Raw genomic sequence first — 17,907 nt, forward strand, 5'->3', positions numbered from 1 at the left:
CCGACGCTCGACGGGCTCGTACGGGGGCGCCGGAAACGGCGTCTCGGACCGTTCAACGACGGGTCGAGGTCGGCGTTGTCGGTGCGGCGGGCCACAATGGTCGGCGTCAGTTCCTCTAGTTGTCCGCCCAGACCCGCACAGACCTGTGAAGGAGCCGCAGCAGCGATGGCCCGCCGCAGCACGAAGACCCCGCCGCCGGAGGACTTCGAGGAGAAGATCCTCGACATCGACGTGGTCGATGAAATGCAGGGCTCCTTCCTTGAGTACGCGTACTCGGTGATCTACTCCCGCGCCCTGCCGGACGCCCGGGACGGTATGAAGCCGGTGCACCGCCGCATCGTGTACCAGATGAACGAGATGGGCCTGCGCCCCGACCGCGGCTATGTGAAGTGCGCCCGCGTCGTCGGCGAGGTGATGGGTAAATTGCACCCGCACGGGGACGCGTCGATCTACGACGCCCTCGTCCGGATGGCGCAGCCGTTCTCGATGCGGCTGCCGCTCGTCGACGGGCACGGCAACTTCGGCTCCCTCGGTAACGACGACCCGCCGGCCGCGATGCGGTACACGGAGTGCCGGATGGCTGACGCCACGTCACTCATGACGGAGTCGATCGACGAGGACACCGTCGATTTCCAGTCGAATTACGACGGCCAGGAGCGAGAACCGGTCACCCTGCCCGCCGCGTATCCGAACCTGCTGGTCAACGGCGCCTCCGGGATCGCCGTCGGTATGGCGACGAACATGGCGCCGCACAATCTGGGCGAGGTCATCGCCGCCGCCCGGCATCTGATCAAGCACCCGGGCGCCGACCTGGAAACGCTGATGCGGTACGTGCCGGGGCCCGACCTGCCCACCGGCGGCCGGATCGTGGGTCTCCAGGGCATCAAGGACGCGTACGAGAACGGGCGCGGGACGTTCAAGATCCGCGCCACGGTCACCGTGGAGGACGTCACCGCGCGCCGTAAGGGCCTCGTCGTCACCGAACTGCCCTTCGCCGTCGGCCCGGAGAAGGTGATCGCCAAGATCAAGGACCTGGTCTCGGCGAAGAAGCTCATGGGCATCGCCGACGTCAAGGACCTCACGGACCGGATGCACGGGCTGCGTCTGGTCATCGAGATCAAGAACGGCTTCATCCCCGAGGCGGTGCTGGAGCAGCTCTACAAGCTGACGCCGATGGAGGAGACCTTCGGCATCAACAACGTGGCGCTGGTGGACGGCCAGCCGCTGACGCTGGGGCTCAAGGAGCTGCTGGAGGTCTATCTCGACCACCGGTTCACCGTCGTGCGCAGGCGCAGCGAGTTCCGCCGGACCAAGCGGCGCGACCGGCTGCATCTGGTCGAGGGGCTGCTCGTCGCGCTGATCGACATCGACGAGGTCATCCGCCTCATCCGGTCGAGCGACAACTCGGCGCAGGCCAAGGAGCGGCTGATCGAGCGCTTCTCGCTGAGCGACATCCAGACGCAGTACATCCTGGACACGCCGCTGCGCCGGCTCACCCGGTTCGACCGGATCGAGCTGGAGAGCGAGCGCGACCGGCTCAACGGAGAGATCGACGAGCTGACCGGGATCCTGGAGTCGGACGCCGAGCTGCGCAAGCTCGTCTCCTCCGAACTGGCCACGGTGGCGAAGAAGTTCGGGACCGACCGGCGCACGGTGCTGCTGGAGTCGGGCAGTTCGCCGGTCGCCGCGGTGCCGCTGGAGGTGGCCGACGACCCGTGCCGGGTGCTGATGTCCTCCACCGGGCTGCTGGCGCGTACGGCCAACGGCGGGCCGCTGGGCAGCGGCGACGGCAAGCGGGTGAAGCACGACGTGATCGTCTCGGCGGTGCCCGCGACGGCGCGCGGCGAGGTCGGCGCGGTCACCTCGACCGGACGGCTGCTGCGGATCTCCGTCATCGACCTGCCCCAACTGCCCGACACCGCTTCCGCGCCGAATCTCTCGGGCGGGGCGCCGCTCGCGGAGTTCCTGACGCTGGAGCCGGACGAGGATCTGGTCTGTCTGACGACGCTGGACGAGTCGTCGCCCGGCCTGGCGCTGGGCACGCTCCAGGGCGTCGTCAAGCGGGTCGTCCCCGACTACCCGTCCAACAAGGACGAGTTGGAGGTCATCAGCCTCCGGGAGGGTGACCGGGTGGTGGGCGCGGCCGAGCTGCGTACGGGCGAGGAGGATCTGGTCTTCATCACCTCAGACGCCCAACTGCTGCGCTACCAGGCCTCGCAGGTCAGGCCGCAGGGCCGGCCCGCCGGGGGCATGGCGGGCGTCAAGCTGACCGACGGTGCCTCGGTGATCTCCTTCACGGCGGTCGATCCGGCGGGCGACGGGGTGGTCTACACGGTCGCGGGCTCGCACGGCACGCTGGACGACTCGGAGGTGACGGCGAAGCTCACGCCGTTCGACCAGTATCCGCGCAAGGGGCGGGCCACCGGCGGGGTGCGCTGCCAGCGGTTCCTCAAGGGTGAGGATCTGCTGACCTTCGCCTGGGCGGGCGCGGCCCCGGCCCGGGCGGCGCAGAAGAACGGGGCGCCGGCCCAGCTGCCGGAGCTGGATCCGCGCAGGGACGGTTCGGGTACGCCGCCGCCGTCGGTCGTCGCCGTACTGGCCGGTCCGGCGAGCTGACGGAGGCGGTCCACGCTCAGACCGGGTCGGCGGCCTCCCCGGCCGCCGGCCCGGACCGTACGTAGCGCAGGACGCCCCACATGGCGGACTCGTCCGGGCCTGCCTCGGCGGCCTCGGCGCCGCTGTCGGTATCGCTCGCGGTGACGGCGCAGACCGTCAACTCCTTACCGAGGGCGTCGCGGTCGATGCCGGAGCCGATGAGCACGAGTTGGGTGCGGCGTTCGGCGCCCCGTGGCCAGGGCTCCGGACAGAAGCGCAGGAAGCGGCCCACGGCGTGTACGGCGTACCGGTTGCCCGGGTCCGCCGCGCCGAAGTCCACGAAGCCCTTGACGCGGTAGAGCCCTTCCGGCCGCGAGTCGAGGAAGGCCATGAGCCGGCGCGGGTCCATGGCGGCCGGTTCGTCGTACGACACGCTCTCGTACGCGGTGTGCGGGTGGTCCGCGTGCTCCTGGTCCTCGTCGGCCGTCAGATCCTCGAAGGAGAGCTGGCGGACCTTCTCCTCCTCGGCGGGGCGCGCGGCGGGGTCGAAGAGCAGGCCGGGGTCGATCCTCCCGTACGACGCGGAGACCACAGCCGCCCCCGGTCCGAGCGTCCCGATCACCCCGAGGACGCGCTCGTGTTCGGCCGGTGTGACGCGGTCGGTCTTGTTCAGGACGACCAGGTCGGCGATGGCGAGGTGCCGGTCGGTCTCGGGGTGCCGTTCACGGGTGGCGTCGAACTCGGCCGCGTCCACGACCTCGACGAGCCCTCCGTACACGGTGCGCGGATTGTCGCCGGCGAGGATCATCCGGACGAGTTCCTGGGGTTCGGCGAGACCGCTCGCCTCGATGACGATGATGTCGATCCGCGCGGCGGGGCGGCTGAGCCGCTCCAGATAGCCGTCCAGCTCGCTCGCGTCGACGGCGCAGCAGAGGCAGCCGTTGCCGATGGAGACCGTGGAGCCGACCTGGCCCGCGACGGTCATGGCGTCGATCTCGACGGCGCCGAAGTCGTTGACGACGACGGCGACGCGGTTGCCGCCCCGGCGCCGCAGGAGGTGGTTGAGCAGGGTCGTCTTGCCCGAGCCGAGGAAGCCCGCGAGGACGACCACCGGAATCTGCCTGCCGGCCGTGCTCGGATTCAAGGCCGTCCTCGGATTCAAGGCCGTGCTCCGTCTTCCGTAGGAGGTCGCGGCAGAGCCGTACGCCTGCCCGCTCCAGGATAGGAGCGGACAGAGGCGTCTCAGGACGGGGCCGTCGAGCGCGCCCCGTCTCCCCTGTCGCGCCGGCCCGGGCCACACCGCGCGGTCCTCCCAGGCCGTGTCACAGCCGGAGTCGCCACCGCCGTCGCTGATCTCGAAGGTGCCGCTGCCCGCCGGGTACGGGCAGTTGGTACGTACCGGCGACCCCCACGTCCGTCGCCGTGACGCCCCTGAAGGTGGCCGCGCCGCCGAGCGACCGGGTCAGCGTGAACTCGCCCGGCGGGATCCCCACGACGCCACCCTTCGCGGCGGCGACGGCCTCGCGGAACGCCTCGGTGGAGTCCCCCCGGCCGCGGCACTTCACGGTCGGGGGGCACGGGCCGGTCGGTTCGGCGGCGGGGTCAGCTCCGCAGCCAGGCCGCGGTGTCCTGCGGCAGCCTCCCCTCGTCGTCCAAGGGGCCGCTGGTCAGCAGAACGCTTGTGTGGCCGGGAAGCTCCGTGGCGGGCCCGGCGAGGTTGACGACGCAGATCAGGCCGTCGGTGCGGGTGAAGGAGAGGACACCGGGGCCGGAGGGCAGCCAGGACAGCGGGGCCTCGGCGCTGTCCCCCGACGCCCGGACGGCGAATCCGGGCTCCGTACGGCGCAGCCGCAGCGCCTCCCGGTACAGGCTGAGCATCGATCCCGGGTCGCCCTCCTGAAGATCCGCCGCGTACTTCGCCCAGGAATCCGGCTGCGGGAGCCACGGCTCGGCGTCTCCCCCGAAGCCGGCGTACGGCGCGTCGGCCGTCCAGGGCAGCGGTACGCGGCACCCGTCCCGGCCCGGATCCGTACCGCCGGACCGGAAGTGCATCGGGTCCTCGATGCGGTCACGCGGGATGTCGGCCTCGGGCAGGCCCAGTTCCTCGCCCTGGTAGACGTACACGGCGCCGGGGAGCGCCAGCGAGAGCAGCGCGGCGGCGCGGGCCCGTCTGGTGCCCAGCTCCAGGTCCGTCGGGGTGCCGAAGGTCTTGGCCGCGAAGTCGAAGCGGGTGTCCTCGCGCCCGTAGCGGGTCGCGGTGCGGGTGACGTCGTGGTTGCAGAGCACCCAGGTGGCGGGGGCGCCGACCGGCGCGTGCTCGGCGAGCGTGTCGTCGACGGCGGTCCGCAGCAGGTCCGCGTCCCACGGGCACGACATGAAGCTGAGGTTGAAGGCGGTGTGCAGTTCGTCGGGGCGCAGATAGCGGGCGAAGCGCTCGGCGTCGGGGAGCCAGACCTCGCCGACGAAGATGCCGCCGTACTCGTCGGCGATGGCGCGCCACGAGCGGTAGATGTCGTGGAGTTCGTCGCGGTCCACGAAGGGGTGGGCGTCGACACCGGGCGTGAAGTCGGGCAAGCCGGGGTCCTTGGCGGGCAGGACGGCGGAGTCGATCCGTACGCCGGCCACACCCCGGTCGAACCAGAAGCGCAGCACGTCCTCGTGCTCCCGGCGGACCGCCGGGTGGGCCCAGTTGAGGTCGGGCTGTCCGGTGGCGAACAGATGCAGATACCACTCGCCGTCGTCCAGCCGGGTCCAGGGGACGCCGCCGAACTCCGACACCCAGTTGTTCGGGGGGAGTTCGCCGTCCGCACCGCGCCCCCGGCGGAAGTGGAACAGCTCGCGCTCGGGGCTGCCCGGTCCGGCCGCCAGCGCCGCCTTGAACCAGACGTGCTGGTCGGAGACATGGTTGGGCACCACGTCGATGATCGTGCGGAGGCCCAGTTCACGGGCCTCGGCGATCAGTTTCTCCGCCTCGGCGAGGGTGCCGAAGGCCGGGTCGATGGTGCGGTAGTCGGCCACGTCGTAGCCGCCGTCGGCGAGCGGCGAGAGATACCAGGGGGTGAACCACAGTGCGTCCACGCCCAGTTCCACGAGATACGGCAGCCTGGACCGCACGCCGGCGAGATCGCCGGTGCCGTCGCCGTCGCCGTCGGCGAAGCTGCGTACGTAGACCTGGTAGATGGCGGCGTCGCGCCACCATTCGACGGTGGCCTCGGCCGGCTGGATGGCTGCCACGTGACGGTCCTTTCGGGCAGGTGGTACTCCGCCGCCGGCCCCCGGACAACGGGGCACTGGATGGGAGGGCAGGCGGCGGAGCGCTGGTGGGGAGTAGGTCCTACGGAGCGGTGAGGACGATCAGCCCTTGAGGCCGCCCGCGGTCAGACCGCTCATGATGTTGCGCTGGAAGAGCAGGAAGATGAGCAGCGTCGGGACGGACGCGATGGTGAGCGCGGCGATCAGGACGTTCTCCGGTACACCGCTCGCGAGCGAGTAGATGCCCACGTTCAGGGTCTGTTTGCTCGGATCGGGCAGGGTCAGCATCGGCCAGAGGAAGTCCTTCCAGACCCCCACGACCGCGAAGATCGACACGACTCCGAGGATCGGCCGGGAGATCGGCAGCACCACGGATCTCAGGGTGCGTGTCGCCGATGCCCCGTCGATGGCCGCCGCGTCCAGCAGCTCCCGCGGTATCGAGTCGAAGAATCTCTTGAGCAGGAAGATGTTGAAGGCGTTGGTGACGGACGGCAGCCAGATCGCCCAGGGCGAGTTGAGCAGGTTCCGTTCGATGATCGGTACGTCGAGCACGGTGAGGTACTGGGGTACGACGAGGACGGTCGCCGGGATCATCAGTGTCATCAGCATCAGGCCGAGGATGGCCTTGCCGAAGATCGGCCGCAGTTTGGAGAGCGAGTAGGCGGCGGCCACATCGAAGATCAGCTGGAAGGCGAGCGCGCCGAACGCGTAGTACAGGGTGTTGAAGAGCAGTTTGGCCAGGTCCATGACCTTCCAGGCCTGCTCGTAGTTCTCCGGGTGTACGGAGGTGGGGAAGGCCGTCGGGGGGCTCTGCACCACTTCCTGGGTGGTCTTGAGACCGCCGGTGACCATCCAGTAGAGCGGCCCGAGGAAGACCAGGGTGAAGACGAGGACCACCAGGGCGAAGACGATCCAGTAGACCGTCCTGCCGCGCGATCTGCCCAGTTGGGCCGGTGAGATCAGGGTCCGCGGGCGGGCGACCTCGACGGTGGCGGCTCGCTTGCGCCGGGGTATGAGCGTGTTCGCTGTCATGCCTTCTCTCCCCTCCTAGTCTTCGCTGCTGCGGCTGAGTCGCACGTACACGGCGGAGAAACCCGCGAGGAGTACGAGCAGGACGAGTCCGAGTGCCGCCGCACTGCCGTAGTTGTTGAAGTTGAACGCGTACTGGTAGATGAGATAGACGACCGTCGTCGTCGACCCTTCCGGCCCGGCCCCGTTGGTGAGCAGGAAAGGCTCGGTGAATACCTGCATCGTCGCGATGATCTGCATGAGCAGCATCAGCGAGAGAATGAGTTTGGTCTGCGGGATGGTGACGTGCCAGATTTTGCGGAGGATTCCCGCGCCGTCGAGTTCGGCCGCCTCGTACAGCTCACCGGGAATGCCCTGGAGCGCGGCGAGGTAGATCAGGGTGGCGCCGCCCATGTTCATCCAGGTCGCGGCGATGACCACGGAGAGCATGGCCGTGTCGGTGTCCTGGAGCCACTGTTGGGCGGGCAGCCCGAAGACTTCCAGAATGCGGTTGAACAGGCCGTATCCGGGGTCGTAGAAGTACTTGAACAGCAGCACGGAGGCGACCGGCGGAAGCATCACCGGGAGATAGACGAGCAGCCGCAGATATCCCTGGCCGTGCCGGAATTCGTTGAGCACGACGGCGATGAGGAACGGGACGATGAATCCCAGCAGCAGCGCGAGACCGGTGAAGAGGAGCGTGTTGCGCCACGCCTGCCAGAAGGCCGGGTCGTTGAAGATGTACGTGAGGTTGGACCAGCCGGCCCAGGTGGTCTTCCCGTTCTCGTTCTTCTGGAAGGCCAGGATGAATTCCCTGACCATCGGATACCAGGAGAAGAACGAGAAGCAGAGTACGGCTCCGATCAGGAACCCGTGCGCCGAGAGATTGCGGCGCACGGACCGTACGAACTCCTCGCGGGCGGAGTCCGTCCGGGTGGTGGAGCCGGGGCGTCCGTGGCTCGGCGGGGTCGCCTCGCTCTTGGACAGGGTGGGGGCCGACATGGTCTCTCCTCGGTGCCGGTGCGCAGACTCGGTGGCTCGCAGACGGACGGAACGTCGGTTCGGGGCTGATCCGGCCCCCGGTCGGGGGCCGGGCCCGTCGGCGGGACCGGGTCCGCGTGACCCGGTCCCGCACGTCCGTTACTGAGTCGCCAGGACTTGGTTGACCTGCTTCTCGGCGGTGGACAGGAGCTTGTCGACGTCCGCGTCCTTGTTGGTCAGCACGCCGGACATCGCGACGTCGAGGATCTTGTAGATCTCCTGCGCCTTGGGCGGCTCGGCCTTGCCCTTGACCGGGTTGTCCATGAAGGGCTTGAAGTTCTCGACCGGCATGGTGGCGTGCTCGCCGCGCAGCGCGTCGTCCTTGGCCTTGGAGTCACCGAGCCAGAAGTTCGGCTGCGGCAGTCCGACGGGGAGCTTGTCGGCCTTGCTGCGGTCCCACTCGAACTGGCCCTTGCCCGGGGTGAGGAACTTGAAGTTCTGCCAGGCGACGGCGGCCTTGATCTTGTCGGGCGAACTGCCCTTCTTGATCATGTAGTTGTTGCCGCCGAAGAGGGTCGCCTTGGCACCGGGGATCGGCCCCATGCCGAAGTTCTCGTACTTGGCGCCGAGTTGCTGGACCATGTACGTGATGTCGTCGGGCGCCGCGAGGAACATGCCCAGCTTGTCGGTGGCTATCTGCTTCTGGAGGTCGCCCCACTTGAGCAGCTGGGTCTTGCCCATGCTGTCGTCGTCCCACCGCATGGTGCGCAGGTTCTCCAGGACCTGCTTGCCCAGGTCGGTGTTGAACGCGGCCTTCTTGCCCGTGGAGTCGACGACCTCGCCGCCGAGACCGTAGATCGAGGCGGTGAAGTGCCAGCCGCCGTTGTTGCCGGCGCTGTACTCACCGAAGCCGGAGACCCCGCCGCCGATCTCGGCGAGCTTGTCGGAGGCCGTACGGACGTCCTCCCACGTGGTGGGAGGCGAGTTGGGGTCCAGTCCGGCCTGCTCGAAGAGCTTCCGGTTGATCAGCAGGCCCATGGTGTAGTTGCTGGTCGGCAGGCCGTAGAGCTTGCCGTCCTGCTTCAGCACGTCCAGGACGTTGGGGTCGATGTCCTTCAGCGCGGGCACGGACTTGTCGTTGACGTACGCCGAGATGTCCTCGGCCCCGTCGTTGTCCAGCACCTGCTGAAGGTCGGTGAAGTAGGTGTAGTACACGTCGGGCTGGGACTTCGCCTTGAGCATCGCGGTGAAGCGCGGCGGCTCCAGGCACTGGCCCGGCGTGGACTTCCCGTTGATCTTGACGTTCGGGTACGTCTTGTTGAACTCCTTGACGTCCTCGTTCCACTCCTTCAGCTCCGCGGCCTTCGCGGCCGGCGGCATGCAGTCGATCGAGAGTGTCACCTTGGCCTTCGGGTCCAACGGCGCTGACGGGTCGGACGACCCGCCGCCGGAGTCGCCGTCGTCGTCGCTGCTGCTGCTGCTCGTGCCGCAGGCGGCGAGAGTCAGGGCGAGCACGGTGACAATGGCGGCCGCGGCGGTGCGGTCGGTACGGCGAATACGGCGGAACCCAGCACTTCTCATCGATGGTCCCCTTCGGGCATGAGCGTGGAAGGCCCACGGCTGAAACTCTGCCGGGGCGCGGCACACTCAACCACCGTCGACAGGAGACCGCAAGATCTCGCGCCGTTTTCGTAAAAGTTTGACAGTCTTCCGCATCGTCCAAGCGCCGTGCGGGGGCCCGGAGTTGGACAGGGCGGGATTTGTCAGACAGGACCCCCAGGACTGCCACAGGGCCCCCGAAGGGGCCCTGGAAGGGGCTTGCGAGGGCCGCTGAGGGCCGACGGGCGCCCGGAGGCGGGTGGGTGGCTAGCGCGGCGACTGCGCCGTGGAGCCGCGTACGACCAGCTCCGGCTCGAACAGCAGCTCGCCGGGCGGCACGGCGCCGCCCTGGATCTGGGCGCACAGCAGCTCCACCGCGGCGCGGCCCATCGCCTCGATGGGCTGACGGACCGTCGTCAGCGGGGGCTCGGTGCAGTTCATGAAGGCGGAGTCGTCGTACCCGACGACGGAGACCTCGCCGGGGACGTCGAGCCCGCGCCGGCGGGCGGCCCGTACGGCACCGAGCGCCAGCGGGTCGCTCGCGCAGATGATGCCGGTGACGCCGCGGTCCAGCAGCCGCGCGGCGGCGGCCTGGCCGCCCTCCAGGGAGAACATCGACCGCTCGATGTACTCGTCGGGCAGGGACTCCCCCGCCGCCTTCACGGTCGCGAGGGCCGCGGCGAGCTTGCGCCGCGACGGTACGTGGTCGGCCGGGCCGAGGACGAGGCCGATGCGCTCGTGGCCCAGCGACGACAGGTGGCGCCACGCCTGCTCGACGGCGACGGCGTCGTCGCAGGAGATGGTGGGGAAGTCCAGATTCTCTATGGGCGCGTTGATGAGCACGACCGGGATCTTGCGCTCGTGGAGCTGACGGTAGTGCTCGTGGGGCGCGTCGGCCTGGGCGAAGAGACCGCCGGCGAACACGACTCCGGACACCTGCTGCTGGAGCAGCAGCTCCACGTAGTCCGCCTCGGAGACGCCGCCCTTGGTCTGCGTGCACAGGACGGGGGTGAGCCCCTGCTGCGCCAGCGCGCCGCCGATCACCTCGGCGAAGGCCGGAAAGATCGGATTCTGCAGCTCGGGCAGGACCAGGCCCACCAGCCTGGCGCGCTCGCCGCGCAGCTGGGTCGGCCGCTCGTACCCCAGCACGTCCAGCGCCGTCAGCACGGACTGCCGGGTGGCCTGGGAAACTCCCGGCTTGCCGTTGAGCACCCGGCTGACCGTGGCCTCGCTGACCCCAACCTTCTTAGCCACCTGAGCAAGTCGTCGCGTCATACACGCAAGACTAGCGCAAACAATGCAAGCTACTTACTTCTCAGCGTAAAGTCCCTGCACAGCCAGGGTGCCGCCGTGGTGCCGCCCGAGGAAGCCCCCGGACGGCCCACGGCGGGGCGCTCTGTTCTACGGGTTGATGTTGATCTTGAAGTTGGGCGTCGTGTTCTTCACGTCCAACGCGTTGCCGCTCAGCCTCAGACCGTTGAACGTCACCTCACCGACCGCGGGTCCCTGCCCCGTCTCCGGCAGCTCGTTCGCCCACAGCCCGAAGCCCGACTTGGCATCGTAGGCGTCACCGCTCTTCTTCGCACCGGTGATCGAGATGTCGCTGAGGATCGTGTCCTTGATCGGGAACTGCGGTTGGCCTCCTACGTAGTTGGTCTGGAACATGACCCCGCTGTACGTCGGGTCGACGATGTCCACGTTGTTGATCCGGATGCCCTGGAACACCTTGGACGCGGAGAACAGCCAGATGCCGGGGAACGTCTGCCCGCCCCAGAAGTGACCGCCGGATCTCACGATCGACACGTTCTCGATCGTCGTGGGCTGGGTCCCGAAGCCGTTCATCGGGTAGCCGAAGTCCAGCGAGCTGACCGTGATGCCCGAGTACACGAGCGTGTCCGCGATGTGGATGTTGCGGAAGGTGTTGTTGAAGCCGCCGTAGACGGCCACACCCGCCGCGCGCCAGGTCAGGATCGACGTCAGGTTCTCGTAGACGTTGTCCTTCATGTCCGCGCCGCCGGCGTCGATCGCCGAGAACAGCGCGAAGCTGTCGTCTCCCGTGGCCCGCGCCTCGTTGTTGGTCACGAGGTTGCCGGTGCTGCCGTTGGTCATGTTGATGCCGTCGGCGAACATGTCGCGGATACGGGAGTTCTTGATGGTCATGTCGTCGGTGTTCGCGCCCCAGTAGAGGCACACCATGTGCTCGTTCCAGATGTTGTCGATCTCGATGTCGCGCACGTTCGAGAAGTCGAACACCTTGCCCGGACCGTCGATACGCGAGGTGTAGTTGCCGAAGTACGCGAAGTTCTTGAACGACGAACCCGCGGCGGCGGCCTCGGCCCGGAAGCCGATGTCGGTGTTGTCCTGCGTCGACGGGGCGTGGAACTTGGTGTACCAGGGACCGGCGCCGACCACCTGTACGGGCTTGCCGTACACCTGGAACTTGCTGGCCGTCTGGTAGTCACCGGCGGGCAGGTAGACGCCCTTCAAGGTGCCCGTGTTGTCCATCCGGACCCGGTCCAGGGCGTTCTGCACGTCCTGGTGGGTGAAGCCGGCCGGGACCGTGTAGGTGGCGGGGTCCGGGTTGGCGACCGGTGCGACCTGCTCCAGGTTGATGAAGTCGATCGCGTAGGTGGTGTTGTTGGCCGCGTCCTTCTGGAGCTTGATCTTGCTGCCCGCCGGGACGGTCTTGCCCAGCATCACGTTCGCCTCGTCGTAGATGTGACGGGGCGCGCCCTGGCCCGGGGAGTTGCCCGGTCCCGCCTCGGCGCCGTAGAGCCAGGCGTACTTGGACGTGAGGTCGATCGCCTTGAGGAAGACGCCGTCCACGTAGACGTTGAGCGTGGAGTTGATGCCCCCGCCGCCCGCGGAGTCGGGGATGGAGAAGCGGGTCACCAGGGTGTTGGTGCTGGCCCTGGTGGTGAACTCGACGAACTCGCCGTTGGCGTCGAGGTTGACGGCCCTGCGGCCCGACGCCTCGCCCGCGATGTCGCCGACGGTCCTGTTGGGACCGACCTTCGTCGCGCCGCCGCCGGTGGTGCCGTCCTCGGCCTCGTACATGTCGAACGGCATGTTGGCGCCGCGGCCGACGAACAGCGACTGGGTGCTGGTGTTGTTCTCGCGCTTGACCGGCACCTCGTTGGCGTCGTCGGCGAGCACGACCTTCACGGTGTACGAGCCGTTGGCGGCGGCCCAGGTCCCGAGCGCGACCGGCGCCGTGGTGGCGCCCGCCGCGATGACTCCGCTGTGCGCGCCGGTGAGGGTCTTCACCGTGGCGCCCTCGGAGTTGAGCACGGTCAGGGTGATGCCGTGGCTGCCGCCCGCGGAGGCGACGGTGCCCTGGTTCTTGATCGAGACGGAGAAGTTGACCGTGTCACCGGCCGCCGGGGCGGACGGGGAGGAGCCGAGCGTCGCGACCAGGTCGGAGCTGGCGACCGGCTTCACCACCAGCGGGGCCGAGGCAGTGTAGGTGTTGTTGGTCTCGTTCTGCTCGATCACCGCGTCCGCCACGTCGGCGACCGCGCTGAGTTCGTAACTGCCCGCGTCGCGCGGACCGATGGCCGCGCTGACATTGGCCGACGCGCCGGGGGCGAGGGTGCCCACCGCCGCCGTGCCGACCTTGGAGTCACCGAGGCGGAATTCGAGGGAGCTCGCCGCCGCGGCCACGGTGCCGTTGTTGCGTACCGTCGCCGACAGGGTGATCGGGTTCGACTCGACCGGCTCGGCGGGGGACGCGGTCACGGCAGTGACCTGGAGGTCCGGGTTGGGTGCCGGCTCGCCCAGCACCTGGAACTCGGCCACCTGGCCCGCACCGGAACCGGTGTTGGAGGTGAACCTGAGCTGGACGTCCGCGACGTTCCCGGAGACCGGGATGGTCGCCTGGTTCCCGGAGGCCGGGTTGAACGCGTAGTCCTTCGCGGCGGCCAGACTGGTGAAGGCGGTGGCGTTCTGCTCGCGCCCCAGCACCTGGATGTTCTGGGTGCGCGCTCCCCAGCTGCTGTCCGGGTTGAGCTTGACGACGACGCTCTCGGTGGAGGCGTTGGCGCCCAGCTTCACGGTCAGCGTGTTGGGGTAACTGCCCCCGGCGCCTTCCCAGTAGGTCGACGTCGAGTTGTCGTTGGCGTTGGCCGCGACGAACGTGTGGACCACGGAGGAGGCGCTGATCGGCTTGCCGACGGCGAGGTTGGAGACCGAGCCGGTGCTGCCGGTGCGGATGACCGTGTTGCTGTTGCCCGACTGGTTGCCCGCCGCGTCCTTGGCCCGCACGAAGTACGAGACCGTGGTGCTGGCCGGCTGGGTGTCGGTGAAGGTCAGGACATTGCCGGCGACGCTGTCGCGCAGCACGTTGTTGGCGTAGACGTCGTAACCGGTGACCGCCGTGTTGTCGCTCGACGCCTGCCAGGTGAGCTTGACCTGGGTCGGCGAGGGCGAGGTGTGGGCGAGACCGGTGGGCGCGGTCGGCGCCTGGGTGTCGCCGCCCGGCGGCTTGCGGGTGACGGTGTTGCTGTTGCCCGAGGTGTTGCCGGCCGCGTCCTTGGCCCGTACGTAGTACGAGACGTCGGCGTTGCCGGGCTGGGTGTCGGTGAAGGTGGTGACGTTGCCGGCGACGCTGGTGCGCAGCACGTTGTTGGCGTAGATGTCGTAGCCGGTGACCGCCGTGTTGTCGGTCGACGCCTTCCAGGTCAGCTTGATCTGGCCGGAGGCGGGCTCGGTGAACGCCAGCTCGGTGGGCGCGGTCGGGGCCTGGGTGTCGCCCGTCTCGGGGCCGTAGATCTCCAGCTCGGAGACCTGGGCGGCGGGCTGGCCGGAGTTGGCGGTGACCAGGACCCGTACGTAGCGCGTGGTGGTGGCGTCGAAGGGGATCGTCACCGTGTTCCCGGACCCGGGCGCGAACTGGTACGCCTTGGACGCGGCCAGGTCGGTGAAGGCCGTTCCGTTGGTGCTGCCCTGGAGCTTGAGGGTCTGGCTCCTGGCCTCCCAGCCGTCGGGCAGCTTGAGTACGACGCTGTTGACGCCGACGGAGGAGCCGAGGTCGGCCTGGAGCCACTGCGGGAACGCGCCGTTACGGCTCTCCCAGTAGCTGGCCTTGTTGCCGTCGTTGGCGTTGGACGCCGCGTACACCTCGGTGTGGCTGCTCTCGGTGAGCGTCCGGCCGGCGGCGAGGTTCACCGACGCCGCCGCGGCCTTGTGGACCTGGAGCTCGGCGAGCTGGCCCGCGGACGCGACCGAGTTCTTCGTGATGTTCACGCGGACGTAACGCGTCCGGGTGGCGGGGAACGAGATGCTGACCTCGTTGGCCTCGCCCGGGCTGAAGGTGTACGAGGCGGAGGTCTTCAGGGTGGCGAAGCTCGTGCCGTCGGCACTGCCCTGGACGGCGAGTGTCTGCCGTCTGGTCTCCCAGTCCGCGGGGAGCTTCAGCGTGACCTGGTCGATCCGGGCGGCGGAGCCCAGATCGGTCTGGACCCACTGGGGCAGGCTCTTGCCGGAGCCCTGCCAGTAGGTCGACCGATCGCCGTCCGCGACCATCCGTGCGGAGTGGTCGCTCGATGCGCTGCTCGCCGCCGCGGCACTGCCCGCGGCGATGTTGGGACCGTCGGCCGCCGAAGCGGTGAGCGACGGCCCGCCGACCATCAGGAGACTGGTGGTGACGGCGGCGGAGAGCGCCCGCCATCTCCAACGGTGAGATCTCATGTATCCCCGATCTTCGGCCTCGGCGCGGGGGCGGCGAGGCGCGGCTCTGTCTGCATGGCTGGTGCCACCTGGCTGATGCGACAAGCGTTTTCTTCGCTAAGCGTTTTCTGCACTGCCGAGCGGTATCTTTTGCGTTACGCGGTCAGAGAGTTGCAGAGAAATGCGAGAGCGTCCACAGATCCGACAGAACCAAGTCGGCCGTTCTCTGGCTCGAAAACACCCAAGACGGACCCACCAGCCCCTATCAGTCAGCTTTCCAGCGAACTTTCACCCCACTGCAAGCGGCGCGCAGATCACGTAAGCCATTTGCGTAATCCTGGAAATTTCAGAAAGACACCTGCGCCGTCTACCGTTCGTACGCATGAGCGCCGGACCGACGACCCCCCAGCGACGACGGCGATTCGGCTGGCCACGGCGCGTCTTCTCCCAGGTGCTGCTGATGCAGCTGGCCATCGCCGCGGGCACCGCCGTGCTCGCCACCGGGCTGTTCCTCAGGCCTCTGAGCGACCAGCTCGACGACCAGGCGATGCGCAGGGCGCTCGCCATCGCCGAGACGACCGCGTCCGAGCCGGTGGCGCGGGCGCTGCTGACGTCGGGGCCCTCGCTCGACGGACCGGTGCAGACGGAGGCCGAACGCATCAGACGGGCCACCGGCGCCGAATACGTCGTGATCATGGACAGACGCGGCGTCCGCTGGTCACACACCGACACCGGCCAGATCGGCAAGGTCGTCTCCACCGACCCCAGCGAGGCGATCGCCGGCAAGGACGTCATGGAGATCGACAGCGGCACCCTCGGCCGCTCGGCGCGCGGCAAGGTCCCGCTGCGCGACGCGTCGGGGAAGATCATCGGCGCCGTCTCGGTGGGCATCGCGTACGACAGCGTCCGCGAGCGCCTGCTGGCCACGATCCCCGGACTGCTCGCGTACGCGGGCGGCGCGCTGGCCGTCGGCGCGCTGGCCGCGTATCTGATCTCCAGACGGCTCCAGCGCCAGACCCACGACCTGGCCTTCTCCGACATCGCGGCGCTGCTCGCGGAGCGCGAGGCGATGCTGCACAGCCTGCGCGAGGGAGTGATCGCCCTCGACGGGACGGGACGGATCCGGCTGATGAACGACGAGGCGCAGCGGCTGCTGGGCCTCGGGCCCGAGGCCACGGGTCAGCCGCTGGACGTGGTGCTGGGCCCCGGCCGTACCACCGACGTGCTGGCCGGCCGGGTGGCCGGCGACGACCTGCTGGCCATGAGCGGCGGCCGGGTGCTCATCGCCAACCGGATGCCGACCGACGACGGCGGCGCGGTCGCCACGCTCCGTGACCGTACGGAGCTGGAACAGCTGGGCCGGGAGCTGGACGCCACCCGCGGTCTCATCGACGCGCTGCGCGCGCAGGACCACGAGCACGCCAACCGGATGCACACGCTGATGGGGCTGCTGGAGCTGGAGATGCACGAGGAGGCGGTGGAGTTCGTGACCGAGGTCGTCGGGGTGCACCGGGCGACCGCCGAGCAGGTCACCGAGCGGATCCACGACCCGCTGCCGGCCGCCCTGCTGGTCGGCAAGGCCACCGTCGCCGCCGAGCGGGGCGTCTCGCTGCGCATCTCGCCCGCCACGCTGCTGCCCGACCGGCTGATCGACCCGCAGGGGCTGGTCACGGTGCTGGGCAATCTCGTGGACAACGCGCTGGACGCGGCGGCCGGCTCCGAGGACCCGCGCATCGAGGTGGAGGTACGGGCCGAGGGCCGTACGGTCGTCCTGCGGATCTCCGACAGCGGCCCCGGAGTCCCGCCGGAGCAGCGCGAACTGGTCTTCACGGAAGGCTGGACGACGAAGGAACTGCCCTCCCACGGCAGGCGCGGACTGGGCCTCGCCCTGGTGCGCAGGCTCGCCGAGCGTCAGGGGGGCAGCGCGCGCGTCGCCGAATCCGCCGACGGGGGCGCGGAGTTCACCGTCGTACTGCCCGAGGCGCTCGCCGGGACGGCGGACGCCGTACGGGACGCCGCCCGCGACGGCGGACCGGACGGCGCGCCGGACACGGCGCCACCGGGCGGTCTCGTACGCGATCCGGCGGAGCCCGTCACCACAGGAGAGACACGATGATCGACGTACTGGTCGTGGACGACGACATCCGGGTCGCCGACATCAACACCGCCTATGTGGCGAAAGTGGCCGGCTTCCGGGTCGTCGCCAAGGCGCACTCGGCGGCGGAGGCACTCACCCGGCTCGCCGAGCGGCCCGTCGACCTGATCCTTCTCGACCACTATCTGCCCGACCGCAACGGGCTCTCGGTGGTACGGGATCTGCGCGGGCTCGGCCACCGGACCGACGTGATCATGGTGACCGCCGCGCGCGACGTGGCGACCGTCCAGTCGGCGATGCGCCACGGGGCGCTCCAGTACCTGGTCAAGCCGTTCAACTTCGCCGGGCTGCGCACCAAGCTGGAGGCGTACGCGACGCTGCGCCGCACGCTGGAGGGCGGCGGCGAGGCCGAGCAGGCCGACGTGGACCGGATGTTCGGCGCGCTGTCGGCATCGGCCTCGCCGCCCGAGCTGCCCAAGGGCCACTCGCCGAGCACCGCCGAGGTGGTGCGCCAGGTGCTGCTCGGCGCCGAAGGACCGCTCTCCGCGCACGAGATCGCGGAGAGCGCGGGGATGAGCCGGCAGACGGCGCAGCGGTATCTCAAACTGCTGGAGCGGGCGGGGCGGGTACGGCTCAGCCTCCGGTACGGCGAGACGGGACGCCCCGAGCACCGGTACGCGTGGGCGACCAGCGGCTGACCCGGGTCCGCC

At 69.2% G+C, this 17,907-nt stretch carries 11 protein-coding genes; 3 read left to right on the top strand and 8 right to left on the bottom strand.

Features of this window, described 5'->3' with window-relative positions; translation table 11 throughout:
- Window positions 1-165: 165 nt before the first annotated feature.
- Window positions 166-2,616, top strand: a complete 2,451-nt coding sequence (locus P3L51_RS06215) for a DNA gyrase/topoisomerase IV subunit A (RefSeq protein WP_354604038.1) — start codon at window positions 166-168, stop codon at window positions 2,614-2,616.
- A gap of 16 nt (window positions 2,617-2,632) precedes the next feature.
- Here P3L51_RS06215 and P3L51_RS06220 read toward each other — a convergent pair whose 3' ends face one another.
- The 8 genes from P3L51_RS06220 to P3L51_RS06255 all read right to left on the bottom strand — a co-directional run bounded on the left by P3L51_RS06220 (window position 2,633) and on the right by P3L51_RS06255 (window position 15,123).
- Window positions 2,633-3,739 carry a CobW family GTP-binding protein gene (locus tag P3L51_RS06220; protein ID WP_354604076.1) on the bottom strand — a complete coding sequence of 369 codons (1,107 nt, stop codon included), beginning with the start codon at window positions 3,737-3,739 and terminating at the stop codon, window positions 2,633-2,635.
- 178 nt (window positions 3,740-3,917) lie between these two features.
- The gene (locus P3L51_RS06225; RefSeq protein WP_354604077.1) at window positions 3,918-4,160 is read right to left on the bottom strand and encodes a hypothetical protein; all 243 of its coding nucleotides are present in this window, start codon (window positions 4,158-4,160) and stop codon (window positions 3,918-3,920) included.
- Between the two features lie 37 nt (window positions 4,161-4,197).
- Complete coding sequence (locus P3L51_RS06230; protein WP_354604039.1) at window positions 4,198-5,829, bottom strand: glycoside hydrolase family 13 protein; 1,632 nt, start codon at window positions 5,827-5,829, stop codon at window positions 4,198-4,200.
- 120 nt (window positions 5,830-5,949) lie between these two features.
- On the bottom strand, window positions 5,950-6,879 hold the full coding sequence (locus P3L51_RS06235) for a carbohydrate ABC transporter permease (RefSeq protein ID WP_354604040.1): 930 nt from the start codon (window positions 6,877-6,879) through the stop codon (window positions 5,950-5,952).
- Between the two features lie 15 nt (window positions 6,880-6,894).
- On the bottom strand, window positions 6,895-7,857 hold the full coding sequence (locus P3L51_RS06240; protein WP_354604041.1) for a carbohydrate ABC transporter permease: 963 nt from the start codon (window positions 7,855-7,857) through the stop codon (window positions 6,895-6,897).
- A gap of 138 nt (window positions 7,858-7,995) precedes the next feature.
- The gene (locus P3L51_RS06245) at window positions 7,996-9,417 is read right to left on the bottom strand and encodes an extracellular solute-binding protein (RefSeq protein ID WP_354604042.1); all 1,422 of its coding nucleotides are present in this window, start codon (window positions 9,415-9,417) and stop codon (window positions 7,996-7,998) included.
- Between the two features lie 285 nt (window positions 9,418-9,702).
- Window positions 9,703-10,710, bottom strand: a complete 1,008-nt coding sequence (locus P3L51_RS06250; protein WP_354604043.1) for a LacI family DNA-binding transcriptional regulator — start codon at window positions 10,708-10,710, stop codon at window positions 9,703-9,705.
- A gap of 126 nt (window positions 10,711-10,836) precedes the next feature.
- Entirely contained in the window at window positions 10,837-15,123 is a 4,287-nt protein-coding gene (locus tag P3L51_RS06255; RefSeq protein ID WP_354604044.1) for a galactose-binding domain-containing protein, read from the bottom strand.
- 361 nt (window positions 15,124-15,484) lie between these two features.
- On the opposite strand from P3L51_RS06255, the gene P3L51_RS06260 reads away from it, so the two are divergent.
- Window positions 15,485-17,218: a sensor histidine kinase gene (locus P3L51_RS06260; RefSeq protein WP_354604045.1), complete on the top strand. Its 1,734-nt coding sequence runs from the start codon at window positions 15,485-15,487 to the stop codon at window positions 17,216-17,218.
- The gene (locus P3L51_RS06265; protein WP_354604046.1) at window positions 17,215-17,895 is read left to right on the top strand and encodes a response regulator; all 681 of its coding nucleotides are present in this window, start codon (window positions 17,215-17,217) and stop codon (window positions 17,893-17,895) included. Before P3L51_RS06260 ends, P3L51_RS06265 begins: the two co-directional genes overlap by 4 nt.
- The last annotated feature ends 12 nt before the right edge of the window (window positions 17,896-17,907 follow it).

This window comes from Streptomyces panacea (assembly GCF_040560175.1).
In the GTDB taxonomy this organism is placed as follows: domain Bacteria; phylum Actinomycetota; class Actinomycetes; order Streptomycetales; family Streptomycetaceae; genus Streptomyces; species Streptomyces panacea.